The 23,869-nt window shown below is 64.2% G+C and carries 22 protein-coding genes; 10 read left to right on the top strand and 12 right to left on the bottom strand.

From position 1 onward, the window contains the following. Positions 1-16: 16 nt before the first annotated feature. The 6 genes from DOM36_RS15905 to DOM36_RS15880 all read right to left on the bottom strand — a co-directional run bounded on the left by DOM36_RS15905 (position 17) and on the right by DOM36_RS15880 (position 5,598). Complete coding sequence (locus DOM36_RS15905; protein ID WP_110643685.1) at positions 17-727, bottom strand: alpha/beta fold hydrolase; 711 nt, start codon at positions 725-727, stop codon at positions 17-19. Between the two features lie 124 nt (positions 728-851). Then, the gene (locus DOM36_RS15900) at positions 852-1,673 is read right to left on the bottom strand and encodes an alpha/beta hydrolase (protein ID WP_110643684.1); all 822 of its coding nucleotides are present in this window, start codon (positions 1,671-1,673) and stop codon (positions 852-854) included. Positions 1,674-1,786: 113 nt separating this feature from the next. Further along, positions 1,787-2,491, bottom strand: coding sequence for a YoaK family protein (locus DOM36_RS15895; protein WP_110643683.1), 705 nt, complete (start codon positions 2,489-2,491; stop codon positions 1,787-1,789). Positions 2,492-2,531: 40 nt separating this feature from the next. Then, positions 2,532-4,439 (bottom strand): amidohydrolase, encoded by a 1,908-nt coding sequence (locus DOM36_RS15890; RefSeq protein WP_110643682.1) that lies wholly within the window; start codon positions 4,437-4,439, stop codon positions 2,532-2,534. Further along, entirely contained in the window at positions 4,436-4,762 is a 327-nt protein-coding gene (locus DOM36_RS15885; protein ID WP_110643681.1) for a XapX domain-containing protein, read from the bottom strand. The genes DOM36_RS15890 and DOM36_RS15885 overlap by 4 nt, the downstream gene beginning before the upstream one ends. Positions 4,763-4,917: 155 nt before the next feature. Then, the gene (locus tag DOM36_RS15880) at positions 4,918-5,598 is read right to left on the bottom strand and encodes a hydrolase (protein WP_198651306.1); all 681 of its coding nucleotides are present in this window, start codon (positions 5,596-5,598) and stop codon (positions 4,918-4,920) included. Between the two features lie 356 nt (positions 5,599-5,954). Between DOM36_RS15880 and betC the strand changes: the two genes are divergently transcribed. The 5 genes from betC (at position 5,955) to hemG (ending at position 13,094) form a co-directional block, all read left to right on the top strand. Then, the gene (betC, locus tag DOM36_RS15875; RefSeq protein ID WP_075568565.1) at positions 5,955-7,469 is read left to right on the top strand and encodes a choline-sulfatase; all 1,515 of its coding nucleotides are present in this window, start codon (positions 5,955-5,957) and stop codon (positions 7,467-7,469) included. 183 nt (positions 7,470-7,652) lie between these two features. Then, complete coding sequence (locus tag DOM36_RS15870; protein ID WP_075568566.1) at positions 7,653-9,242, top strand: ABC-F family ATPase; 1,590 nt, start codon at positions 7,653-7,655, stop codon at positions 9,240-9,242. An 83-nt stretch (positions 9,243-9,325) separates the two neighbouring features. Further along, complete coding sequence (locus tag DOM36_RS15865) at positions 9,326-9,967, top strand: cysteine hydrolase (protein ID WP_110643679.1); 642 nt, start codon at positions 9,326-9,328, stop codon at positions 9,965-9,967. Between the two features lie 252 nt (positions 9,968-10,219). After that, entirely contained in the window at positions 10,220-11,563 is a 1,344-nt protein-coding gene (locus tag DOM36_RS15860) for an aryl-sulfate sulfotransferase (protein WP_198651305.1), read from the top strand. A gap of 103 nt (positions 11,564-11,666) precedes the next feature. Then, entirely contained in the window at positions 11,667-13,094 is a 1,428-nt protein-coding gene (gene hemG / locus DOM36_RS15855) for a protoporphyrinogen oxidase (protein ID WP_110643677.1), read from the top strand. 95 nt (positions 13,095-13,189) lie between these two features. Here the strand turns inward: hemG and DOM36_RS15850 are convergent, their stop codons facing one another. The 5 genes from DOM36_RS15850 to DOM36_RS15830 all read right to left on the bottom strand — a co-directional run bounded on the left by DOM36_RS15850 (position 13,190) and on the right by DOM36_RS15830 (position 18,815). Beyond that, positions 13,190-14,002 (bottom strand): HAD-IIA family hydrolase, encoded by an 813-nt coding sequence (locus DOM36_RS15850; protein ID WP_075568569.1) that lies wholly within the window; start codon positions 14,000-14,002, stop codon positions 13,190-13,192. A 123-nt stretch (positions 14,003-14,125) separates the two neighbouring features. Beyond that, entirely contained in the window at positions 14,126-15,058 is a 933-nt protein-coding gene (locus tag DOM36_RS15845; RefSeq protein ID WP_110643676.1) for a glyoxylate/hydroxypyruvate reductase A, read from the bottom strand. Positions 15,059-15,078: 20 nt separating this feature from the next. Next, the gene (locus DOM36_RS15840) at positions 15,079-16,686 is read right to left on the bottom strand and encodes a gamma-glutamyltransferase (RefSeq protein WP_110643675.1); all 1,608 of its coding nucleotides are present in this window, start codon (positions 16,684-16,686) and stop codon (positions 15,079-15,081) included. Then, a complete protein-coding gene (locus DOM36_RS15835) occupies positions 16,683-17,783 on the bottom strand; it encodes a serine hydrolase (RefSeq protein ID WP_232823885.1) in 1,101 nt (366 codons plus the stop codon). Before DOM36_RS15835 ends, DOM36_RS15840 begins: the two co-directional genes overlap by 4 nt. A gap of 54 nt (positions 17,784-17,837) precedes the next feature. Beyond that, positions 17,838-18,815, bottom strand: a complete 978-nt coding sequence (locus DOM36_RS15830; RefSeq protein WP_110643674.1) for a TDT family transporter — start codon at positions 18,813-18,815, stop codon at positions 17,838-17,840. A gap of 108 nt (positions 18,816-18,923) precedes the next feature. Here DOM36_RS15830 and DOM36_RS15825 point away from each other — a divergent pair, with 108 nt between their 5' ends. Then, positions 18,924-19,817 carry a LysR substrate-binding domain-containing protein gene (locus tag DOM36_RS15825; RefSeq protein WP_110643673.1) on the top strand — a complete coding sequence of 298 codons (894 nt, stop codon included), beginning with the start codon at positions 18,924-18,926 and terminating at the stop codon, positions 19,815-19,817. A gap of 102 nt (positions 19,818-19,919) precedes the next feature. Here DOM36_RS15825 and DOM36_RS15820 read toward each other — a convergent pair whose 3' ends face one another. Further along, complete coding sequence (locus tag DOM36_RS15820) at positions 19,920-20,384, bottom strand: DUF2501 domain-containing protein (protein WP_110643672.1); 465 nt, start codon at positions 20,382-20,384, stop codon at positions 19,920-19,922. A 328-nt stretch (positions 20,385-20,712) separates the two neighbouring features. On the opposite strand from DOM36_RS15820, the gene DOM36_RS15815 reads away from it, so the two are divergent. The 4 genes from DOM36_RS15815 to nrdH all read left to right on the top strand — a co-directional run bounded on the left by DOM36_RS15815 (position 20,713) and on the right by nrdH (position 23,861). Then, positions 20,713-20,901 (top strand): hypothetical protein, encoded by a 189-nt coding sequence (locus DOM36_RS15815; RefSeq protein ID WP_075568575.1) that lies wholly within the window; start codon positions 20,713-20,715, stop codon positions 20,899-20,901. 89 nt (positions 20,902-20,990) lie between these two features. Beyond that, positions 20,991-22,199 carry a 5-demethoxyubiquinol-8 5-hydroxylase UbiM gene (gene ubiM / locus DOM36_RS15810; protein WP_075568576.1) on the top strand — a complete coding sequence of 403 codons (1,209 nt, stop codon included), beginning with the start codon at positions 20,991-20,993 and terminating at the stop codon, positions 22,197-22,199. Positions 22,200-22,323: 124 nt separating this feature from the next. After that, a complete protein-coding gene (gene gnd, locus DOM36_RS15805; protein WP_075568577.1) occupies positions 22,324-23,226 on the top strand; it encodes a phosphogluconate dehydrogenase (NAD(+)-dependent, decarboxylating) in 903 nt (300 codons plus the stop codon). Positions 23,227-23,636: 410 nt separating this feature from the next. After that, on the top strand, positions 23,637-23,861 hold the full coding sequence (gene nrdH, locus DOM36_RS15800) for a glutaredoxin-like protein NrdH (protein WP_071230919.1): 225 nt from the start codon (positions 23,637-23,639) through the stop codon (positions 23,859-23,861). Positions 23,862-23,869 lie beyond the last annotated feature (8 nt).

The raw sequence follows: 23,869 nt of genomic DNA, 5'->3' as shown, positions 1-23,869 counted from the left end.
TCGATGCATCAAGGTGTCAGAGACGAAGCGCTACCCGTTGTGCCCAGTCGAGCGTGGCGTCGGCCACGGCCTCCCAGCCGGGTTCGACGATCAACCCGTCGCCGTGTTGGGGGAACGCCAGCAGGGTAGTGGTGGCCATCGAGCGGCGATGGCGCCGGTAGCAGGCCTCGACCCGGGCACTCGATACTCGACGACTCCTGCCCGCGCTGACCAGTAGCAGCGGGCTCCGCTCGTCGTTGGCATAGTCGATGACGGTGCCGATCCCCAGCGCGGCTTCGAGCAACAGCCGGCGGGGCGTGACGGGCGCTTGGCGGCCGTCGTGGCTTGGCGCGATCGGCGAAGGCGGCGGTGGCGCAAGAAGCTGCCAACAACCCCGGCGCGGTGTCGGGCTCAGCGCGATGCCGGCGGCGCCCAGGCCGCGATCCAGTAACAGCTGGACGATGAGTCCACCGAGGCCGTGACCGACGAGCAGCGGCGGTGGCGGCCCTCGATCGAGTCCGTTGGCGTAGTGATCGACGACGTGTCGGATGTTGAGTCCACGCCATCCAGCGCTCGAGCAGGAAGCGGATGGCGCTGGCCGGGATGAGGCGTCGTCGGGCGCGGTCGAAAGAGGGGGCCAGGCCGGTGCCTGGCAGAGATAGCCACAGGCGCCATAGCGGCCGATGAAGGGGCTCCAGCAGGCGGGCGTCTGGCCGACATCGTGGATGAAGACGACGAGCCGCTTCACGCCGGGATCGCCCAGTGGATATGCATGATGCGAGGCTTCGCCCTTGCCGTGTCGGTCGCGCCGATGGTGGTCATCGCTACCAGTGGGAAGATCGGGGCCGGCGCCGTGGGGCGCCGGCCGGTCGTCAGGAACGAGCGAACGCCAGCAGGTCGGCGTTGAGCTGGTCCTTGTGAGTGTCCGCCAGCGCGTGGCTGCCGCCCTCGTAGACCGTCAACCGGGCGTCGGGGATCAGCTCCACGCTCAGGCGGGCGGCACCCTCGATGGGCACGATCTGATCGTCGTCGCCATGAATGATCAGCGTCGGCACGTCGAAGGCTCGCAGGTCCTCGGTGAAATCGGTCTCCGAGAACGCCTTGATGCAGTCGTACTCGTTTTTCAGACCGCCCATCATGCCCTGCTGCCAGAAGGCATCGCGCTGGCCCTGGCTGATCTCCGCCCCGTCGCGGTTGGCACCGAAGAACGGTGTGGTCAGATCCTGGAAGAACTGCGAGCGGTCCTTGGCCACGCCTTCCCGGATACCGTCGAAGACCGCCATCGGCAGGCCGTTGGGGTTATTGGGGCTCTCCACCATGATGGGGGGCACCGCGCCCATCAACACGGCCTTGGCGATGCGGCGGGTTCCGTGGCGTCCGATATAGCGCGCGACTTCGCCACCGCCGGTGGAGTGGCCGACCAGGATCGCCTCCTGCAGATCCAGCGATTCGATCAGTTCGGCCAGGTCATCGGCGTAGGTATCCATCTCGTTGCCGTGCCACGGTTGGCTGGAACGTCCATGGCCGCGGCGGTCGTGGGCGATGCAGCGAAAGCCGTGCTCGGCCAGGAACATCATCTGGCTCTCCCAGGCATCGGCGCACAGCGGCCAGCCGTGGCTGAAAACCACGGGCTGACCGGCCCCCCAGTCCTTGTAATAGATGTCGGTGCCATCGCGTGTCGTGATCGTTGTCATCGGAAGCACTCCTCTTGGCGTGTCGAGTTGTCTTGACGTCGGGTCGGAATTTCCAGCCCGGTGGCACTCGGTGACTTTGTCACCGAGAAGGGGGAACGCTGGTGCGTATCGCCTCAGCTTTCATTGACCGCCCCGGCTGAGTCGCGCTGGGCCAGTGGACGTCGGCGCCAGGCGACCATCGTCATCGCAGCGAGCAGCGCCACGGGCAGTAGCAGCGCGACGAACAGCATCTCGCGATAGGCGACGGCACCGGCGATGGCGCCGAGCCCGAATGCCGCCACCGCCGGCAGGGTCCTGGAGAGGCGACCTCTGGCCTTTTGCCGCACTTCCAGCGAGCAGCGCCGTCCGATCAGATCGACGATATCGAGCACGGCCTGGGTCACGTTGCCGGTCATCACGGTGTTGGGGACGCCGACTCGCACGATCAGTCGACTATGGGCGTTCTGTATGCCCATCGCCGTGGCGCCGGTCATGCCGCAGAGGATGACGCTCATGTCGTCGGGATCGACGACCGGTGAAACCTGAATGCCCATCAGGCAGAAGGCGAGCAGCAACATCGTCTGGGTGGCGTAGAGCACGCTGGGCGCCAGGGGCCGCGGCAGCCATCTGACCAGAAAACTGCTCAGCACGACGCCGGCCACGAAGGCAGGAAACGCTAGCAGCTTGATGAGCGCACCCTCGGCGAAGCCACCGGCCTGCGCCCCGATCAGCACGAAGTTGCCGGTCACGTGGGCCGTGAACAGCCCGAAGAGGGCAACGAAGCCGAGCGTGTCGACGTAGCCCGCGATGCCGGCGAGTATGGTGTCCTCGTGCTTCATGACCACCTCCGCGCGATGACCTGTGGCGAATGGGGATATCTCACACCGCCCAGCAGGCGCAGCCAAGCGCGCCCCAGAAGGCTTTCAGGTCCGAGGCCGGCGCCTGGCTGGCCCAGGCGCGCGCATGATCGTGGCCGTGGACGGCGCAACCGGAGGCGCAGCCGCATGCGCTGGCGGAGACGCGCATCACCGGTGTCGGGTTGGCGGCCGCTTCCGCCTCCTTCCAACCGGCGTAGCCTCCGTAACGGTTGACCGGCGACCAGTCCGGCATGGCCGGGGGCGGCGTGTCGTCCAGCCCTGCGAAACCCGCCGTTGCGTAGACCACGCGTCCGCCGACCACGGTCAGTTGCGAGCTGGCATGGGCGATCTCGTCTTCGGCGCAGGTAAAGAAGTCCCGGTCCGGAACGATCAGATCGGCCAGTTGGCCCGCAGCGATGCGCCCCTTGTTGCCCTCCTCGTTGGAGAACCAGGTGACCTTCTCGGTCCACATCCGCAGCGCCGTATCGCGATCCAGGCAGTGATGCCTTGGGTAGAGTCGCAGGCCGCCGACGGTCTTGCCGGTCACCAGCCAGGCCAGCGAGACCCAGGGGTTGTAGGAGGCGACACGCGTGGCGTCGGTGCCGGCCGAGGTGCGCACGCCCAGTTCCAGCATCCGCGCGATCGGCGGCGTCGCCTCGGCGCTCCCGGCGCCATAGCGCTCGACGAAATACTCGCCCTGATAGGCCATGCGATGCTGCACCGCAATGCCGCCCCCTAGCGCCGCGATCCGCTCCATGGAGCGCTCGGAGACGGTTTCGGCGTGATCGAAGAACCAGTGGATGCCCTCGAGCGGGATCTCCTGGTTGACCTTTTCGAACACGTCCAGGGCACGACTGATGGTCTCGTCGTAGGTGGCGTGCAACCGCCACGGCCAGCGATTCTGGGCGAGCACGCGGACCACTTCCTCGAGCTCGCCCTCCATCTCCGGCGGCATGTCGGGCCGGGGTTCGCGGAAATCCTCGAAATCGGCCGCGGAGTACACCAGCATCTCGCCGGCGCCGTTGTGACGGAAATAGTCGTCGCCCTGTTTGTAGGTGGTCGAGCGGGTCCAGTTCAGGAAGTCCTGCTTTTCCTCCTTGGGCTTCTGGGTAAACAGGTTGTAGGCGAGACGCACCGTCAACTGGCCATCGTCCGCCAGCTTTTGAATCACCGCGTAGTCTTCGGGGTAGTTCTGGAAGCCACCGCCGGCATCGATGACGCTGGTGACGCCGAGCCGGTTGAGGTCGCGCATGAAGTGACGCGTCGAGTTGAGCTGGTAGTCGAACGGCAGCTTGGGGCCCTTGGCCAACGTCGAGTAGAGAATGGTGGCGTTGGGACGCGCCAGCAGCAGGCCGGTGGGGTTGCCCTTGCCATCCCGCAGGATTTCGCCGCCCGGAGGTTCGGGCGTCTCCCGGGTGTAGCCCACGGCGCGTAGCGCGGCGGCATTGAGCAGCGCGCGGTCGTACAGATGCAGAATGAAAACCGGGGTGTCCGGTGCGACGGCATTGAGTTCGTCGAGCGTCGGCAGGCGTTTCTCGGCGAACTGGTTCTCGGTGAATCCGCCGACGACTCGCACCCACTGCGGTGGCGGGGTGATCGCGACCTGTTGTTTGAGCATGCGCATGGCATCGACCAATGACGGCACGCCGTCCCAGCGCAGCTCCATGTTGAAATTCAACCCGCCGCGCACGACGTGGGTGTGGTTGTCGATCAGTCCCGGCAGCGCCGGCTTGCCTTGCAGGTCGATGACCTGGGTGCTGGCATTGGCCAGCGCCGTGATGTCGCGGGTCGTGCCCACCCTCGAAAAGCGACCGCCCTGGATGGCGACGGCTTCCGCTTGCGGTTGGGAGGGATCCAGCGTGGTGATCCTTCCGTTGACCAGAATCAGATCGGGGACTGACGGAGAGGCGGTATTGCCTGATCGGTTCATGACGGACGTTCCTCCGAGGCTGACTGGTTGTCGTCGCTGTGGGCCGACGGTTCGCACGGCGTTGGCTCCAGCGGGCGCTGGCCGTTGTTTCTGCCTGGTAGCACGCCAAGGATGTGATTGCTGCAGTCGGACCGGTGCCAGGCCGAGGCCAGCGAGGTGCCCGCCAGAACGTGTTTGGCCACCGGAATCACCTGCTCGCCGCAGAGCATGCCCAGCAGCCCCAGGAGCGCCACGATCGGCGGGGCCGGTGAACGAACCTGCAGCAGGCTGTAGAGGATGCCGACCAGTACGCCGGCACCGATGGAGAGCAGATAGAGCTTCATGGCCGTGCTGACCTCGCGGGACGAATGGCGGAAGGTGGGACGCGCGAGCCGATCCGCTCTCGACCTCGCCTTCCAGGCGAGCGTCGAAAGAACGGGACTTGCCTGGCGTGAGCGCCGGATTGGTCGTTCTGGTTTTGTCTCAGTAGGGCGAGCGGTCAGCGCGCGGGAACCGGCTCCTCGGTCGGGCCATGTTTCACCCGCTCGTCTGCGCCGTGCACCATGGTGTAGGCGTAGTCGACCCCCATGCCGTAAGCGCCGGAGTGCTCCTTGACCAGTGCCATGACGGCGTCGTAGGTATCCTTGTGCGCCCAGTCGCGCTGCCACTCCAGCAGTACCTGCTGCCAGGTCATCGGTACGACGCCGGCCTGGATCATGCGCTGCATGGCGTAGTCGTGAGCGTCCTTCGAGGTACCGCCGGAGGCGTCAGCGACCATGTAGATCTCGTAGTCCGCGTCGTGCATGGCGGAGAGCGCGAAGGTGTTGTTGCAGACCTCCGTCCACAGACCGGCGACGACGACCTTGTTGCGGCCATTCCTGGCCAGGGCGTCGCGCACTTTCTGGTCGTCCCAGGAGTTCATGGACGTACGTTCGAGGATGGGAAGGTCTGGAAAGACGGCGAGCAGTTCGGGAAAGGTATGCCCGGAGAAACTGAGCGTTTCCACCGTGGTGATGGTGGTGGGAATGCCGAAGATGCTGGCGGCCTTGGCCAGCCCCACCACATTGTTCTTCAGCACCTGACGGTCGATGGACTGCACCCCGAAAGCCATCTGCGGCTGCTGGTCGATGAAAATGATCTGACAGTTGTTCGGCGTCAAGACTTCCAGTTTCGGTGACATGATCAGCCCCTTGTCGATGAGTGATGTTGAAAAGCCGCGATCGAATCGAGGGCGGACGGCACCTTGGCCCTTCCCGTGCCATGAGTCGCTCGACGCTTGGCGACCAGATTACGCAGTGGCGCCAGGCGAGAATTGGACGAAACGCCGACTTTTGGAACGACTCGGCGGTGTCGGGTCAAGATCCACTGACATCGAGGAGGTCTCTGTGGCAGGAGCGGGTGGCGATAGCGCGAGCGGAAACCAGCCCAAGCTTCGCTTGGCCTCAGGCGTCGAATTGATCGTTTGCGCCAGTCCTTGTCTGGCGCGCAAGCTGGGGCGTATCTCGAACGCCCAATCCAACGACGCAGGGAGGGAGCATGACGCGACCGAATATTCTGGTACTGATGGCCGATCAGGTGAACGGCACGCTATTTCAGGATGGGCCGGCGGACTTTCTGCACGCGCCCAATCTGAAGAAGCTGGCCAGGCGGGCGGTGAATTTCAATAACGCCTACACGCCGAGCTATCTGTGTGCGCCGGGTCGTGCGGCCTTCATGTCGGGCCAGTTGCCGTCGCGCACCGGCGTCTACGACAACGCCGCCGAATTCCGCTCCGCGGTGCCGACCTGGGCCCATCATCTGCGTCGCGCCGGCTACTCGACCTGTCTCTCCGGCAAGATGCACTTCGTGGGGCCGGACCAGTTGCACGGCTTCGAGACGCGCCTGACCACCGACGTCTATCCCGCCGACTTCGGCTGGACGCCGGACTATCGCAAGCCCGGCGAGCGCATCGACTGGTGGTATCACAATCTGGGCTCGGTCACCGGCGCCGGTGTCGCCGAGATCTCCAACCAGATGGAGTACGATGACGAAGTCGCCTTTCACGCCGAGCAGAAACTGTTCGATCTCTCTCGCGGGCATGACGCGCGCCCGTGGTCGATGTGCGTGAGCTTCACCCACCCCCACGATCCTTATGTCGCGCGGCGCAAATTCTGGGATCTGTACGAGGATTGCGAGCATCTCGACCCGGAGCAGGGCGTGGTGCCCTTCGACGAACTCGATCCGCACAGCCAGCGGGTCTTCGAGGCCAACGACTACACAAAATTCGATATCCAGCCCGAGCACGTGCGCCGGGCAAGGCGCGGTTATTTCGCCAATATTTCCTATATCGATGACAAGGTCGGTTCGATTCTGGACGTGCTGGAACGGACCCGGATGCTCGACGACACCATCATCGTGGTGACCTCGGATCACGGCGACATGATCGGCGAGAAGGGGCTGTGGTTCAAAATGAGCCCGTTCGAGGGCTCCTCGAGAGTGCCGCTGATGATCGCCGCGCCGGGACTGGAGCCGCGTTCGGTGGAGACGCCCGTGTCGACCATCGACATCAATGCCACGTTGGCCGATCTGGTGGGCATCGATCTCTCCGAAGTCGAACCCTGGACCGATGGCGAGTCGCTGCTGCCTCTGGCGCGTGGCGGCAGCCGCGAGACGCCGGTCTACATGGAGTACGCCGCCGAGGGCACCCAGGCGCCGCTGGTCACGATTCGCGAGGGCCAGTGGAAGTTCAATCACTGTGAGATCGATCCGCCGCAGCTGTTCGATCTCGAGGCCGATCCGCACGAGACCCGCAATCTGGCCGACGACCCGGACTATGCCGAGACGCTGGCGGAATTCCAGGCCAAGGTCCGCGAGCGCTGGGACATGCAGCGTTTCGACGCCGAGGTTCGGGAGAGCCAGGCGCAGCGCCTGATCGTCTACGAAGCGCTGCGCAACGGACACTACTATCCTTGGGATCACCAGCCGCTGCAGGATGCCTCCCAGCGTTACATGCGCAACCACATGGATCTCAACATCGTCGAGGAGTCCCAGCGCTTCCCGCGGGGCGAGTGAAACGGCGGCTGCATCAGACCGAGGCGGCAATCATTTCGCTCGCGCCGTATGAGCGGGCACTGCATCCGCGTATAATCCACCTATACGAACGTCCAAGACGCCAGTAGAGCTCGCCTCGGCTTGCGTCGTGCTATTCATCCTGTCGTCGTTTCATTCACGTCGTTTCCCGCGAGATTCCCCGCTGTGCTCTCTACTGCCAACATCACCATGCAGTTTGGCCCCAAGCCGCTGTTCGAGAACGTTTCCGTCAAATTCGGCGGTGGTCATCGCTACGGCTTGATCGGCGCCAACGGCTGCGGCAAGTCCACCTTCATGAAGATCCTGGGGGGCGACCTGGAGCCGTCCGGCGGTCAAGTGATGAAGGATGCCACCACGCGACTGGGCAAGCTGCGCCAGGACCAGTTCGCGTTCGAGAACGAGCGCGTGATCGATACCGTGATCATGGGGCATGAGGAGCTGTGGGAAGTCGCGGCGGAACGCGAGCGGATCTACTCCCAGGCGGAGATGAGCGACGAGGACGGCATGAAGGTCGCCGATCTCGAAGTGCGCTTCGCCGAACTCGAAGGGTATACCGCCGAATCCCGCGCCGGCGAGCTGCTGCTGGGGCTGGGCATTCCGCTCGAACAGCACACCCAGCCGATGAGCGTGGTGGCGCCGGGCTGGAAGCTGCGCGTGCTGCTGGCGCAGGCGCTGTTCTCGGACCCCGATGTACTGCTGCTCGACGAGCCCACCAACCATCTGGATATCAATACCATCCGCTGGCTGGAAGAGATCCTGCGGGCGCGCAGTTCGACGATGATCATCATCTCTCACGATCGTCACTTCCTGAACAGCGTCTGCACCCATATGGCGGATCTCGACTACGGCGAGCTGCGTCTTTTCCCGGGCAACTACGACGAGTACATGATCGCCGCGACCCAGGCTCGCGAGCGCCTGCACTCCGAGAACGCCAAGAAGAAGGCGGAGATCGCCGAGCTGCAGCAGTTCGTCAGCCGCTTCTCGGCCAATGCGTCCAAGGCCAAGCAGGCCACCTCGCGCCAGCGCAAGATCGACAAGATTCAGCTGGACGAAGTGAAGCCCTCTTCGCGAGTCAGCCCGTTCATTCGCTTCGAGCAGAGCAAGAAGATCCATCGGCACGCGCTGACGGCGGAAAAAATCTCCAAGGCGTGGGACGACAATGTGCTGTTCGACCGCCTGGGACTTCAGATCGAGGCCGGCGAGCGGGTCGCGATCATCGGCCCCAACGGGATCGGCAAGACCACGCTGCTCAACTGCCTGGTCGGCACGATGACGCCGGACGCCGGCGAGGTGAAGTGGACCGACGCCGCGGAAGTGGGTTACTTCGCTCAGGACCACGCCGCCGATTTCGAAAGCGGTGACACGCTGTTCGACTGGATGCGCCAGTGGACCACCGAAGGCGAGCAGACCGTACGCGGTGCGCTGGGGCGGATGCTGTTCTCCAACGATGACATCGGCAAGTCGGTCAAGGTGATCTCCGGTGGCGAGCAGGGTCGGATGCTGTTCGGCAAGCTGATCCTGCAGAAGCCCAACGTGCTGGTAATGGACGAGCCCACCAACCACCTCGACATGGAGTCGATCGAGGCGCTCAACCTGGCCCTGGACAACTATCCCGGCACGCTGATCTTCGTCAGTCACGATCGGGAGTTCGTCGGCTCGCTGGCGACGCGCATCATCGAGATGAAAGAGGACGGCATCGTCGATTTCAGCGGCAACTACGACGACTATCTGCGCAGTCAGGGCGTGTACGGCTAGCGTTCGTTTCGAGACCGCTCTCCGGCCGGGTATGGGCTACGCTGAATGACAGCGAGCCCATTCCCGTTCAGGAGCGCCCCGTCATGTCAGCCCATCCAGCCCACCCCGCCAGAACACTCGATGCCGCCAGGACTGCCCTGGTGCTGATCGAATTCCAGAACGATTTCACCTCCGAAGGCGGCGCGCTTCACGACGCCGTGAAAGAGGTCATGGCGCGCAATGACATGCTGGCCAAGACCCGGGATCTGGTCGCCAGAGCGCGTGCCGCGGGCGTCAGCATTCTCCATGCGCCGATTCAGTTCGCGCCGGGGTATGGCGAGATCACGGCCCGGCCCTACGGCATTCTGGCGGGGGTGGTGAAGGGCAGTGCATTCGTGAAAGGTGAATGGGGTGCCGAAATCTGCCAGGCACTCACGCCGCAGCCCGGTGACATCGTCATCGAAGGCAAGCGCGGGCTGGACACCTTCGCCTCGACCAATCTCGATTTCATCCTGCGCAGCAAGGGCATCGAAACGATTGCCCTGGCTGGCTTTTTGACCAACTGCTGTGTCGAATCGACCATGCGTTCCGGCTACGAGAAAGGTTTCGAGGTGTTGACGCTGACCGACGCCGTTGCCGCCACCAGCGAGGCCGAGCACGATGCTGCGATCGCCTACGATTATCCGATGTTCTCCAAGCCGATGACGACCGCCGAGTTCGCTGGACTGCTGCCCGGCGTCGCATAGCCGCGAATGTTCCGGGGCAGGGAGAGAAATGCCGTCGCCAGGGTCTTACGTAAAGGTCTATCGTAAAGGTCTATCGTAAAGGTCTAACGTAAAGGCCTATCTCAAAGGTCCACCGTAGAGCCGATGGCGATCAACGACTTTCATCATCGGCCAGGTGGATATCGCCGACACCGCAGTGCCGGCCAGACCCGCGCACGGCGGGACTCGACGAAGGAGCGACGAGCGATGATGTCACCGGCAAGATCCGTTTCGATGTTACTGGGTGCCCTGTTGACGGCAACGGCCACCACGGCGTTTGCCCTGCCCAGCAGCTTTCCCACCGGCACCACCTACTACGACCCCGAGCGGGCCTACAACGGCTTCGTGCTGTTCCCCGGCGGCGATCGCAAGACCCACCTGATCGATATGAACGGCAACGAAGTGCACCGTTGGGACTACGAGAGCTTCCCGCCCATTCCGCTCTCCGCCGACCAGGCCGACGGCGAAAAAGGCCATCTGCTGGTGCAGTTAGCCAGGGCCGACAAGCTCCCCGAGCACGCCAGTCCCGGCAACGGTCTCACCAATGCCTCCGTGGCGGAGGTTAACTGGGACGGCGAGGTCAAGTGGCAGTGGGGCAGCCAGCAGGATCCGGTCTACCAGCATCACGATATGCGCCGCCTGCCCAACGGCAACAACCTGGTGATGACCGCCGAGATGCGGGAACTCAACGGCTTCGATTATCCGATCATCGAGAACGGTATCGAGGAGGTCGATGACGAGGGCCGGGTGGTATGGGAGTGGAAGTCAGGCGATCATCTCGACGAGATGGGGTTTTCCGACGCCGGACTGCGCGCGCTCAAGGACTCCGAGGATCCCGACTTCCTGCATCTGAACACGGCCGTACCGGTGGGGCCCAACCGCTGGTACGACGCTGGCGACGAGCGCTTTGCGCCGGACAATATCCTGGTCAATTCGCGCAACGCCAACGTCACTTTCATCGTCGACAGGCAGAGCGGCGAGATCGTCTGGCGTATCGGCCCCGATCTGCCGGCCCTGCAGCTCAATGGCAAGCTTGGCCGCCCAGTGGATCAGACCGTGGGCTCGCATGACGCGCACTTCATCCCCGAGGGTCTGCCGGGCGCCGGCAATCTGCTGATCTTCGACAACCAGGGCAATGCCGGCTTTCCGCCCTCCAGGCAGGGGTTTTTCTCGTCCTCCCGCGTGATCGAGGTCGATCCGAGCAGCGACAAGATCGTGTGGCAGTACACCGGCAATATGTCGGGACGTTCGCCCTACACGTTCTACAGCTCGTTCATCTCGAGTGCGCGTCGGCTGCCCAACGGCAATACGCTGATCGACGAGGGCCAGAACGGCCGGCTGTTTCAGGTCACGCCGGAAGGCGATATCGTGTGGGAGTACGTGAGCCCGTTCTTCGGCAAGTCGATGCCGAGCGACGACTACGTCACCAATCAGGTCTACCGCGCGCAGTTGGTGGATTACGACTGGGCACCGGACGGGACGCCCCACACCGAGAACTCGGTGATGCCGGACTGCGACATCTATGTGGCGGCGCCCGGCTGTCATCCGGGCGAGTCTGACCAACCCGGCAACGAATAACCCCGGAGCGGCCAGCGTGACGGCAAGCTGTCGCACGTTGGCCGGATGCAGATGACGTGAGGTCTGCGTAGACTGCGTAACCCATTTCCTCGCACGAGCGACCATGTCCAGCCACGTCCCCGACGCCTTGAGCGCGCCCCCCCATGCCCGTCCCGAGACGCCACCCGCCACTTTGATCATTGGCGGCGGTGCGACCGGCCTGGCGGCGGCCTGGGCGCTGGCCAAGCGCGGCCGGAGCGTCACCGTGCTCGAGAGCAACGACCAGGTTGGCGGCAACCTGCATACCGAGCGCGATGGCGAATGGCAGATCGAGCACGGCCCCAATACCGTGATCATGAAGCCGCCGCTCCATGCGCTGCTGGACGAACTCGGTCTGCTCGGGGAGGCCCAGCCAGCCAACGCCATTGCCAACAAGCGTTACGTGGTACTGAACGGCCGCCCCGTTGCGCTGCCGATGACACCGCTCGAGGCATTGACCAGTCCACTCATCGGATGGCGTGGCTGGGCGCGCCTTGCGCGCGAACCCTTTCTGCCCCGGCGCAACGCCCGCGAAGAGACGCTGGCTGCTTTCGTCGAGCGGCGACTCGGCCCTCGGATCCTGGCGCGGATGGTCGATCCCTTCGTCTCCGGCGTCTACGCGGGAGATCCGGCCCAGCTGTCGGTGCAGGCCGCCATGCCGCGCCTGGCCGCTATCGAACAGGAACATCGCTCGCTGATCATCGGCGGGGTCAAGCGTCTGCGTCAGGCGCGCCGCGATCCCGCTGGCGTGCCGGCCGAATGGCGCGGCAAGCTGGTGAGTTTCCCCCGGGGCCTGCAGCATCTTGCCGATCGGCTGGCGGAGCGTATCGTGGCCCAGCCGACGGCCGCCATTCATACCGATTGCTCTGTACATAGCCTGCGCCGTGAAGGCGAGCAGTGGGTCGTGGTAGATGATCAGGGGGGGGAGTGGCGAGCCGAGTCGCTGGTGCTGGCGGTACCCGCGCCGGTGGCGGCGCAACTGCTGCGACCGCTGGACGAGTCGCTGGCCGATCCGTTGGCAGCGATCGCCTATCCGCCGGTCAACGCCATCGCGCTGGGTTTCCGCGAGCAGGATGTCGCGCATTCGCTGGACGGATTCGGCATGCTGATTCCACGCGACGAGCGCCGTCGCACCCTGGGGGCGCTGTTCTCGTCGACGCTGTTTCCGAATCGCGCACCGGCCGGCCACAAGCTGCTCAGCGTGTTCATCGGCGGGCGTCAGAGCCCGGAAGCGGCGGCCGGGGACGATGCGACGCAGGTGGCGCGGGTGCTTGACGATCTGCGTGACCTGCTGGGCATTCGCGACGAACCGGTGTGGCAGAAGGTGACGCGTTGGCCGCAGGCCATTCCGCAGTATGAGCTGGGGCATCTGGCGCGACTCGAGACGCTGGATCTCGCGCTCGAGACATATCCCGGACTGCATCTGGCCGGCAACTGGCGGGGCGGTATCGCAGTGGGGGACTGTCTCGAGAACGGCCGGCTGCTCGGTGAGCGGCTGTCGGCGCAGGGGTAAGCGGCAGAGGTAAGCGGCAGAGGTAAGCGGCAGAGGTAAGCGGCAGAGATGAGCGAGGGCGGTGCCGGTCGCCGCCCCGCTTCTTGTCTATCGGGCTACTTGTCTACCAGGTCGGCCACCGATGACATGATCTCCTTGGGCCGGAACGGATAGCGCTCGATCTCGGCCTTGTCGGCGATGCCGCTCAGCACCAGCACCGTGTGCATGCCCGCCTCGATACCGGCAACGATATCGGTGTCCATGCGGTCGCCGATCATGCCGGCACTGTCCGAGTGGACGCCGAGCTTGTTCAGCGCGGAACGAAACATCATCGGATTGGGCTTGCCGACGATGTAGGGTTTGCGACCGGTGGCTTCGGTGATCAGCGCCGCGATGGCACCGGTGGCCGGCAGCACGCCTTCCTGGCTGGGTCCGGTGGCGTCGGGGTTGGTACAGATGAAACGCGCGCCCTGAATGATCAGACGGATCGCCTTGGTGATCGCCTCGAAAGAATAAGAGCGAGTCTCGCCCAGCACGACATAATCCGGCTTGGTATCGGTCATGATGAAACCGGCTTCATGGATCGCCGTGGTCAATCCCGCCTCGCCGACGACGAAGGCCGAACCGCCCGGCGCCTGATCGCGTAGAAACGCCGCGGTGGCCAGCGCCGAGGTCCAGATCTTGTCCTCGGGAACCTCCAGGCCGTTCTGCCGCAGGCGAGCGCTGAGGTCGCGAGGCGTGTAGATCGAGTTGTTGGTCAGCACCAGGAACGGAATCTCCCGTTCTCGCCACTGATTGATCAGGTCCGCGGCGCCGGGGATGGCCTTGTTCTCGTGAACCAGGACGCCGTCCATGTCGGTCAACCAGGACTTGATGTTGCGGCGACTCGCGGTGTTGTCTTTCTTGCTGGCCTCTTTATGGCTGGACATGTGACCCCTTAGCGTGCGCGTGAAGAGAAGAACGATATCGAATCGCCTGTCCGATCAGTTTAGCAAGTTGTCGCCTCAGCGTGCGGACGAGGTGTACGACAACTCTTTATCCGTGTTGCCGACTCAATAGCCGCGCCCGGCATCGGCCAGATCCTCGACATGCCCGGTGGCCTCGAAGCGCTCGATATTGGCGGCGACGATGCGGCTGCCGGTAGGGGCATCGATCAGCGAGGCGATGTGCGGGGTCACCGTGACCTGGGGATGCGTCCAGAACGGATGCTCGCTCGGCAGCGGCTCGAGATGGAAGACGTCCAGCGTGGCGTGATACAGCTGTCCACTCTCCAGCGCGGCGAGCAGATCGTCGTCGACCAGGTGGGCGCCGCGCCCGGCATTGATCACGCTCGCGCCTCGGGGCAGACGGGCAAAGAGCCTGGCATCGAGTATGCCTGTCGTCGCCTCGGTCAGCGGCAGCAGGCAAACCAGGATCTCGCAGCGAGCGAGAAAAGCATCGAACTCGGCCTTCCCGGCGTGAGTCGTGACACCCTCGATATCGTGTCGGGTGCGCGACCAGCCCAGCGTCTCGAAACCGAGCGCGGCCAGCGTCGAGGCTGCCGTGCCACCGAGATTGCCCAGCCCCATGACGCCGACGGTGCGACCGGTGGCGGGCGGCACCACCAGCGGTTTCCAGCGCCGCTCGCGCTGATTGGCGGCGATCGTCGGCATATCGCGATGGTGACGCAGCACGTGCAGCGCCACGTACTCGCGCATGCGCTGGGTCAGGTCGGTGCCCACGGTGCGGATGATGGGCATCCGGCGCGGCAGCTCGGCATCGGCCAGCACGTGATCGATACCCGCTCCCAGCGAGACGATCGCCTTGAGATTGGGGAAGGCCAGAAAGGCGCCGGTCGCCGGTTTCCATACCACGGCATAGGTGACCGCTTCGGCGTCCCCCGGATCATCGATCGGGCGGATCGTCCAGTTCGGGAGCAGGACTTGAAGTTGCTCGATCCACCAGTGTGTTTTATCCACACCCGGTATTGATACGACGATAGACATGTCGAAATCCTGGTAGTGAATCAGGGGCGCACGGCCGGCTCGTCATCGCCGAGCGGTTCGAGCTGAAACGGTGCCGGCGTGGCGGCGCCGCCGACCGGCTGCGTCGGGTCGTTCAGGCCCACGCATTCGCCGGTGGCCGGGTCACGCGAGAGCGCCGAGACGCAGGCGTAGAGTTTGGGGAACACCCGTTGCGGGGCGATCTCCAGTTCGAAACGCTTGGCCAGTGTCGCCAGCGTCTCGGGACTGAAACGTGGATCGATACGCACAGAACCCCGGAAGCTGGCATCGAGACGCGGATGGTGTATCGCCTCTTCCACGGACATGCCGAAATCCATCATCAGCGCTGCGACCTGGGTCACCGCCGGCATGATCAGGTTGCCGCCGGAAGCGCCCACCGAGAATCGCGCCTCGCCGTCTTTCACGGCCACCGTGGGGCACATGTTCGACGAGTTGATACGCTTGCCGCCTTCCATGGTGGTGGGGTAGCCGGGGCGCGGGTCGAAGTAGCTGACGCTGTCGTTCATCAGCATGCCGGTCGAGGGCAGGGTGACGCCGGAACCGAAGCGGTTGAGCAGGGTGTAGGTGAGCGCCACCATGTTGCCTTCGGCGTCCACCGATGACATCGATGACGTGCAGGCGCCCTGCTCAGTGATGACACCGTTGCGAATCTTGTGCCGCTTCCAGCAGTGCTCCAGCGCTTCGGCGTAAACCCGCCAGGTCTCCGGTGTCGGCTTTTCCGGCGGGATCGGCATCGCCGCCAGCGCGTGCGCCAGCATCTCGCGCTGGCGCAGGCCGCCGGAGCGCGCTCCCGACGTGTAGAGCGTGTAGCCGCGATGCTCGGCGGCCATGGGGGCATATTCGAACACCTCGTAGGCAGCGAGATCCTGCCGCGAAATGCGCGAGCCGCCGGCCTGCAGATCGGCAACGATCTTCTCGGCCAGCGCGCCGCGATAGAAAGTCTCGCTGCCGCCTTCGGCGATCTCGCGCAGGGTCGCGGCCAGAATCGGAATGCGCAGCCGGCTCTCCGGCGTCGCCGGGTGTCCGCCGGGCAGATAGATCGAACTCGATACCGGGTCGCGGGCCAGCGTTCTGGCGCAGACGCCGATCTGCAGGCTGGTGAACCAGTCGACATCCAGACCCCGTTCGGCCAGCGCGATTGCGGGTGCCATCACTTCGGGACGCCGCTTCGTGCCATACCGGGTGAGCGCGTGATCGAGCCCGGCCACGGCGCCGGGCACGGTGATCGAGTGATAGCCTTCGATATTGGCGTTGTCGACCACGCCGGGGAACCCCATCGGCGTCGCCGGCAGCGACGGATCGACCGGGTAATCCTCGAGTCGCGTGTCGCCGGCCAGCACGCCCTGGAAATCCAGCGTCACGGCGCGCTGCGCCTTTGCCAGCCAGATCACCATGAAACCCGCGCCGCCAAGTCCGCTCATCCACGGTTCGACGGCATTCAGCGCATAGGCGGTGGCGACGATGGCATCGACGGCGTTGCCCCCGGCGTCGAGCTGGGCCGCTCCGGCCTGCGCGGCGATTCGATGCTGCGCCGCCACCACGCCATTGCGGGAGCGTGCGGCGGGCGTGGTGAGGGTCCAGTTGTCGCCCTCGCGATCGGAAAGTGTCATGGGGAAGGTTCCGGGTCGGACGGGTTCGTTGCCTCGATCAATTCTGCAATCAGTGCCTCGACGTCGTCCAGATAGTCGCTGCCGCGGGAAGGTGGCGTCGGATCCGAGGTCATCACCACGGTCATGGCACGGGAGGGGATGACGTAGAGCAGTTGGCCGCCGTATCCCCAGCCGTAATAGACGGGGCGGTCGGCGATGCGAGTGATGAACCAGCCGTAGCCGTAGTCGTCGCCGTTGAAGAACGAGCGGGTGCGCGGCTGCCAGGCGCGCTCGATCCAGTCGGCGGAGAGCACTGTCCGGTCGTCGCGCCGACCCCGTTGGCGGACCATTTCGCCGAAGCGCAACAGCGCCTGCGGGGTCAGGCCCATTTCGTTGCCGCCGAAGTAGATCCCCTGCGGATCCCTTGTCCACGGTGGAATGGCGATGCCGAGCGGAGCGCCCAGCCAGTCTCGCGCGAGCGCCAGCGTGCTGCGCCCGGTGACCTCGGTGAGCGCGGCGGAGAGCAGGTGGCTGTTGCCGGTGGAGTAGAGCATGCGACCGCCGGGTTCGGCGACGAAGGGTCGCTCTAGCGCATCGGCGACCCAGTTCGAGCTCGCCACCCAGGCGCCGTAGTTACCGCCGGAGGTGCGTTCCAGCCCAGCCTGCATCGACAGCAGGTTGCCGACGGTGATGTCGCTGACGCGTGGGTCGACGTCCGCGGGAACCCGGTCGCCCAGCAGCTCGACCACCGGCTGATCGACGCTCTCGATCACGCCACGGTCGATGGCGGCACCCACCAGGGCGGAGATCAGCGTCTTGGAAAGCGACTTGATGTTGGCCGTCTCGTCGGTCGCGTGGCTGCGAAAGCCTTCGTCGATCACGGTTTCGCCGTCGATGGCGACCAGCAGGGTGTGGCTGCGCGACAGGTCACGCGCGCGTGTCGTGACGTCATCGCGAGTGGCCTTGGGCAGAGCGTCTTCGGACAACGTGTCTGCCGTGACCAGCGGCGACAGCGCCGTCAGCATCAGGCTGATGGCAACAAGCCGCCAGCGAAACCGGGCGGCGACGGAAAAGGGGCGGAGAGAGCGGGAAATCGGCATGCGTTGAGTCTGGCGCATGCAACCGGGTTCTTCCATGCCGTCAGGTTCTTCCATGCCGTCATGCAGTGCGCGTCACACGGTGCCGGGCGTGGCGCGTTCGCGTCCGGCGTAGAGATGGAAATCGAGATAACGCAGGGCCACGTAACCGACGATGACGCTGGCGACGATGACCTCCAGCGTCGCCAGGCCGTGGACGATGGCGACATCGTGCGCGCTGAAACCTTCCTTCTGCATCCACGCAGCGGTCTTCGAAAGCGCCGTGGCACCGATCACCATGGGGAAGGTGAACGCCGCGTAGCCCGGGCTGTAGGGCAGGCGCAGCAGCTTGAAAAAGGCCAGATAGATGATCAGGGTCATCAGCACCGCGATGCCGCCCAGCAGCGCGATCATCAGCGGCGACGGTTCGGCCATCACGGTGAGATAACCGGCCAGCGACAGGCTGGCCGGTGCCGCCATGATGGCGATGGTCGGCTTCGCTGGATCGGGGATCTCGCCGGCGAAGATCAGCCGATAGATCATCACCGGCAGCAGGATGGCGTAGAGCCCCATGCCCAGGTAGAGCAGGCCGACGGCCAGCGGGTGCAGCGCCGCGACGCCGGGAACAGCCACATCGGCGACGATGATCCCTACCGGCGGTACGAACCAGGCCGGCACCATGTGGTGAAGCTCGAAGGCTTTGGCGCGGTGCGCCACGAAAGCAACGAGAAAACTCAGATGCAGCGCCACCGCCACCAGCCAGAGCGTGACCCCGGCGGCTGGCATCAGCCACTCCCCGGCGGCTTTCGACAACACCATCAGCGCCATGGCGAACGTCGGCACGACGCTGCCGACCACGGGGTGCGCCAGGTCTGCCCACAGCAGGCGAGGATGGAGGATGAACTTGGCGCCGAGAAGCAGCAGCAGGAAGGAGGCGACGGTCGCGCCGGCAAGCTGGGCGAACCCGCCGAAAGAGGCGAAGCTCTCCCAGCTCCAGCCCAGGCTGGAGATACCCAGCGCCAGGCCGGCCATCGGAGTGGGGGCAGTCTGAAGCCGCTGGCACAGGGGAATCATTGGCGTTCTCCTCGAGATCGGTGGAGACACCTTATGGCATTTAGCGCTATCGTTATATTTTAACTTTTTTCACCATTCGTTTTACGAAATTTAACCTCGGCGAGAGCGATGGCAATCACGTTTCGGCAACTACAGGTCTTCGTCGCGGTGTCGCGGGAGCGGACGCTGACGGCAGCGGCGGCGAGGCTGTTTCTGACCAAGCCGGCGGTCAGCATCGCGCTGGCAGAGCTGGAGAAGCAGTGCGGCCGCACTCTCTTCGATCGTCACCGTAACCGGCTTTACCTCAACGATCAGGGGCGGCGGCTGCTGCCAATGGCGGACGAACTGTTGGCCCGCAACGCCGCAATCGAACAGCTGTTCGACAACGACGCGCTCGGCGGGCGTCTCCATATCGGTGCCAGTTACACGATCGGCCATCAGCTGTTGCCGACGCTGCTGCGGGACTTCCGTCTCGACACCGGGCATCGGGATCAACGGGTCACCATCGCCAACAGCGCGGCGATCTGCGCGTCACTGGAGGCGTTCGAGCTGGACGTCGGGATGATCGAAGGCCGCGTCGCGGGAGAGCGTTTCCATGTGCTGCCGTGGCGTCGCGACCGGATGTTGGTGGCGGCTTCCCGCGACCATCCGCTGGCGCAGCAGGCCCGCGTTGAGATCGGCACCTTGGACGAGTTCGGCTGGTTGCTGCGTGAACCGGGATCCGGCACGCGCGAGCAGTTCATGCGTTTCATCGCGCCACGACTGCCGCAGTGGGAGCTGAGTCTGGAGGTCAACTCGGCGGAGGCGATCATCAATGCCGCCGCGGCCGGACTCGGGCTGACCTGCCTGTCGGCGCTGGAAGCGCATCACGCGCTGAAGGACGGTCGCCTGGTCGAGATCGATCTGGATCTGGAAATGACGCGGGAATTCAGCCTGGTGCTGCATCGCGATAAGTATCGCAGCCCGCTGCTCGAACGATTCATCGCGTTCTGTCTGGCGCGTGGCGACAGGCGCGATGACTGAAGGATCGAGCAACGACAGGCATGGCCCCTCGACGGACGTCCCGGGTGCATGACGCCATGAGCTCGGGGGCCGGTTCTACAAAAGGCGATCCGACGCCAGGTATCAGCCGCCGAGGAAAGAGGACATGGCTTTGTCGGCGACCATGCCGCAAGCCTTCTTGCCTACCTGCTCCTTGAGGTTGGTCAGGCTGAAGGTTTGGCCATTGCCGCCCTGCAGCAGTCCACTCAGGCCCTGCTGATAGCCGTCACTTTTCTCGGCCTGACGCTGGCCGCCGATCTTGTCGAGCAGGCTGCTTTTGACCTTGTCGGTGGTGCTTTCGGCATAGCCCTGATCCTGGCAGTAGCCGAGAACACCGGCCACGTTCTGCATGCTACCGAGGTTCATGGAGCCGGAGCCCAGCGAGCTGAGCAGTGAGGCGCCACCGGCGGTACCGGTGCTCTGCGAGGACTGCCCGGACATCATTTCGCCAGCGTTTTTCTTGACGCTGTCGAAGCTGAAGGCCGAGGCCATCGGTGAAGCGGCTATCGAGGCGGTCAACAGGGCGGCGGACAGAAAACGAAAATTCATGGACTAAACACTCCTGGCTGAAAAAGAGACCCTGCAGACGAGGGTTCGGTGAAACGATCCGCGGATGTCGCCACTGGGCGATGGGACGCCACCCTAGCGATGTCCTACGCTAGGCACTGTTTGAAAACTGTTAGCTACGCGTCCCGGTCTTGCCTTCGCTCGTCGACTTTTCAGACAGCGCCCAGGGTAACCATGAGTGGCAGTGACGGACCTGGCGAGACGATTTTCGGCAGATCACATTGGCCGAAGACGACATCCCAAACCGGCGTCATGGTCTAGGCTTGGAGTGTCGGAAGGACTTCGACGTTCCCTCGATAAAGGAGATGTCATGATTATTACCGTTGGCGAATTCAGAAAATTGCTCGAGGAGTACGACGATGAGCTGGAGCTGAGCTTCAGCGGTCTGGAGTACCATCGCCTTGGGCGCAGGGGTGACAAGCACCTGGAAGTGGAATTCGAGGAAAAAATCTTCAAGGATAAGCTGGGTCACACCAAGATTTTCGACGAGAAGCATTGAGCGTGTGCGTCAAGTGCCATGGGCGGTGCTTCGCCGTGACCCCTTTTTCCGTTACGGTTACGCCCCATTGACGCTAGGGAGCGGCACGAATGGATGATTCAACCCCCACCACCCGGGTCGATGTGGTCATCGTCGGGGCCGGGCCGATCGGTCTGTGTTTCGCCAATGCGCTGTCGCGACAGGGTGTGAGTTCGATGCTGATCGATCGCCAGCCGCGATCGGCGATGGCGGAACCGGCCAGCGACGGGCGAGAGATCGCGCTGACTCGCGCCTCTCAGCAGATTCTCGATCAGCTCGACGTGTGGTCGCGGGTCGGTCCCGCCGAACGCGCCCGCATGCGTGCCGCCAAGGTCTTCGATGGTCAGTCGCTGTTCGCGATGCAGATCGCGCCGCAGGCGTCTCTTGAAGAGCCGCTAGGCTGTCTGGTGCCCAACCAGGTGATCCGGCGGGCCGCCCATGCGGCACTGCAGAATACCTCGACGGGCGCCGGCGCAGTGCTGTGGCGCGACCAGCAACAGATAGCGCGCTTTCAGGCCAACGATGGCGAGGTCGACATCGTTCTCGCCAGCGGCGAGCGGATTCAGACTTCGCTGCTGGTGGCAGCTGACAGTCGCTTTTCCACCACGCGTCGCGCCATGGGCATTCCCGCCCATATCCATCAGCATGGTCAGCAGATGCTGGTATGCCGAATGCATCACGACCAACCTCACGATCAGACGGCATGGGAGTGGTTCGGCTACGGTCAGACGCTGGCGCTGTTGCCGGTCGACACCCACTGTTCGTCGCTGGTGCTGACACTGTCCCCTGCGGCAATGGAGCAACAGCTGGCGTTGAGCGACGAGGCATTCGATGCCGACATCACCCGTCGCTTCGGCGGTCGGCTGGGTGCGATGCGCCGTATCGCAGAGCCGCATCGCTATCCGCTGGTCAGCGTCTACGCCGAACGCTTCATCGGCCATCGTCAGGCGCTGATCGGCGATGCCGCGGTGGGCATGCATCCGGTCACCGCGCATGGCTTCAACCTCGGACTGCAGGGGTTGTCACGGCTGGCGGAGCTGATCGGCGAGGCGCGCACCGCAGGACAGGATATCGCCTCGCCCACGCTGCTCAGGCGCTATCAGCGCGAGCAGCGTCTGGCGACGGCGCCGCTGTTTGCCGCGACGTTGGCCATTGTCGGGCTCTATACCGACGATCGAACGCCAGCCAAATGGTTGCGAAAGGCAGTGTTGCGGGCTGGTGAAGCGGCCTGGCCGGCCAAGCGCCTGATCGCGAGTCACCTGACCCGATCGATCGGCTAGCGGCAATCCTGCCTTACGCAGTACCCTCAGGCGCCGAGCGCGGGGCGAATCTCGGCACACGACGCCTTCTCAAACGACGCCGTTCTCTCTCAAACGACGCCTATCTCTCTCAAGAGGAGTTCGTATGGATCTTGCAATGGTGGGACTCGGGCGCATGGGCGCCAACATGGCCGAGCGTCTGGTGCGCGGCGGGCACCGCGTGGTAGGTCACGATCCCAGCGAGGAAGCGATGACGAAAGCGGCGGAGAAAGGTATCGAGCCGTCTGCATCGCTGGCGGCGGCCATCGACGCATTGCCATCGCCTCGAATCGTCTGGCTAATGGTGCCGGCCGGGACGCTGGTCGACAAGCTCATCGCTGAACTCGAACCGCTGCTGTCGAAGGATGACATCGTGATCGACGGCGGCAATTCGATGTACAAGGACAGCGTGCGTCGGGCCGAAGCGTTGCGCCAACACAGGATTCATGCCGTCGATGTCGGCACCAGCGGCGGCGTCTGGGGTCTGCAGGAGGGCTACAGCATGATGGTCGGCGGCGAGACGGCGATCGTCGAATCGCTCAAGCCTCTGTTCGAGAGTCTGGCGCCAGCGGCCGACAAGGGGTGGGGGCATGTCGGTCCCAACGGCGCGGGCCACTTCACCAAGATGGTCCACAACGGCATCGAGTACGGCATGATGCAGGCCTATGCCGAAGGCTTTGCGATCATGGAGCGCAAGGATTTCGATCTCGATCTGCACCAGATTGCCGACATCTGGCGTCATGGCAGTGTGGTTCGTTCCTGGCTGCTCGATCTGACCGCCGACGCGCTGGCGAAGAATCCGTCGCTCGAAGGCATCGCCCCTTTCGTGTCGGATTCCGGCGAGGGGCGCTGGACCGTGGCCGAGGCGATCGAGCTCGACGTCAGCGCCCCGGTGATCACGCTGTCGCTGCTCGAGCGCCTGCGATCCCGCGAGCAGGATTCCTACGGCGATAAGCTGCTGTCTGCCATGCGCAACGAGTTTGGTGGGCACGCGATCAAGAAGGGCTGATCCGCGATCCGCGGTGGCTGGCGCATCGTCGTTTTGCCACTTCCCTGTCGATCCTCTGTCGCTATCAGATCGACTTTTTTCACTACCAGGCCGGTCTGCCTTTTCTACCAGATGGTGTGTTGCGACGCGTCGATCGGCACAAGCCATCGGCGCGTTTTCGCGCCTCGGGGTAGCACCTTTTTACCCTTGACAGGGCGGGAGGCCGGCTACCATGCGGGCTCTACGAGGGTACAAAATTATCCACAGGATGTTTACAGAAAAAGAGCACATCTATGCTTGGAAAATCGCATGGCTACCATATATAGTGTTTTCCAGAAGCGGCGGGCACGGTCAGAAAGCGTGATTCCCACGTCGCCCAAGCCTGCACCATCGGTCATCGATGGCGTCTTTTTCTGTGAAGGATGGTTACCATGAGCATCACGATTTATAGCAAGCCTGCCTGTGTTCAGTGCAACGCCACTTATCGCGCTTTGGACAAGCAGGGCATCGACTATACCGTGGTCGACCTGACACAGGACGCCGATGCGATGCAGCGCGTCCAGAATCTGGGCTATCGCCAGGTGCCGGTCGTGGTCGCGGGTGAAGATCACTGGGCCGGGTTCCGCCCGGACAAGATCAGCACGCTGGTTGCCTGATCGGATCC

Origin of the sequence: Salinicola sp. CPA57 (assembly GCF_003206035.1) — a bacterium.
GTDB lineage: Bacteria > Pseudomonadota > Gammaproteobacteria > Pseudomonadales > Halomonadaceae > Salinicola > Salinicola socius.
The sequence above is the reverse complement of the archived record's forward strand: the minus strand, read 5'-3'. Positions and strand labels throughout refer to the sequence as shown.

What these genes read in the sequence shown, in the direction of transcription:
- DOM36_RS15850 (WP_075568569.1), bottom strand. Translation starts at nt 14,002, where the DNA reads ATGTCCAGCCATAAAGAGGCCAGCAAGAAAGACAACACCGCGAGTCGC.
- DOM36_RS15835 (WP_232823885.1), bottom strand. Translation starts at nt 17,783, where the DNA reads ATGCGCCAGACTCAACGCATGCCGATTTCCCGCTCTCTCCGCCCCTTT.
- DOM36_RS15885 (WP_110643681.1), bottom strand. Translation starts at nt 4,762, where the DNA reads ATGAAGCTCTATCTGCTCTCCATCGGTGCCGGCGTACTGGTCGGCATC.
- DOM36_RS15825 (WP_110643673.1), top strand. Translation starts at nt 18,924, where the DNA reads ATGGCAATCACGTTTCGGCAACTACAGGTCTTCGTCGCGGTGTCGCGG.
- DOM36_RS15900 (WP_110643684.1), bottom strand. Translation starts at nt 1,673, where the DNA reads ATGACAACGATCACGACACGCGATGGCACCGACATCTATTACAAGGAC.
- DOM36_RS15895 (WP_110643683.1), bottom strand. Translation starts at nt 2,491, where the DNA reads ATGAAGCACGAGGACACCATACTCGCCGGCATCGCGGGCTACGTCGAC.
- nrdH (WP_071230919.1), top strand. Translation starts at nt 23,637, where the DNA reads ATGAGCATCACGATTTATAGCAAGCCTGCCTGTGTTCAGTGCAACGCC.
- DOM36_RS15840 (WP_110643675.1), bottom strand. Translation starts at nt 16,686, where the DNA reads ATGACACTTTCCGATCGCGAGGGCGACAACTGGACCCTCACCACGCCC.
- DOM36_RS15845 (WP_110643676.1), bottom strand. Translation starts at nt 15,058, where the DNA reads ATGTCTATCGTCGTATCAATACCGGGTGTGGATAAAACACACTGGTGG.
- gnd (WP_075568577.1), top strand. Translation starts at nt 22,324, where the DNA reads ATGGATCTTGCAATGGTGGGACTCGGGCGCATGGGCGCCAACATGGCC.
- DOM36_RS15890 (WP_110643682.1), bottom strand. Translation starts at nt 4,439, where the DNA reads ATGAACCGATCAGGCAATACCGCCTCTCCGTCAGTCCCCGATCTGATT.
- DOM36_RS15830 (WP_110643674.1), bottom strand. Translation starts at nt 18,815, where the DNA reads ATGATTCCCCTGTGCCAGCGGCTTCAGACTGCCCCCACTCCGATGGCC.
- DOM36_RS15815 (WP_075568575.1), top strand. Translation starts at nt 20,713, where the DNA reads ATGATTATTACCGTTGGCGAATTCAGAAAATTGCTCGAGGAGTACGAC.
- DOM36_RS15820 (WP_110643672.1), bottom strand. Translation starts at nt 20,384, where the DNA reads ATGAATTTTCGTTTTCTGTCCGCCGCCCTGTTGACCGCCTCGATAGCC.
- ubiM (WP_075568576.1), top strand. Translation starts at nt 20,991, where the DNA reads ATGGATGATTCAACCCCCACCACCCGGGTCGATGTGGTCATCGTCGGG.
- DOM36_RS15860 (WP_198651305.1), top strand. Translation starts at nt 10,220, where the DNA reads ATGTTACTGGGTGCCCTGTTGACGGCAACGGCCACCACGGCGTTTGCC.
- hemG (WP_110643677.1), top strand. Translation starts at nt 11,667, where the DNA reads ATGTCCAGCCACGTCCCCGACGCCTTGAGCGCGCCCCCCCATGCCCGT.
- DOM36_RS15865 (WP_110643679.1), top strand. Translation starts at nt 9,326, where the DNA reads ATGTCAGCCCATCCAGCCCACCCCGCCAGAACACTCGATGCCGCCAGG.
- betC (WP_075568565.1), top strand. Translation starts at nt 5,955, where the DNA reads ATGACGCGACCGAATATTCTGGTACTGATGGCCGATCAGGTGAACGGC.
- DOM36_RS15880 (WP_198651306.1), bottom strand. Translation starts at nt 5,598, where the DNA reads ATGTCACCGAAACTGGAAGTCTTGACGCCGAACAACTGTCAGATCATT.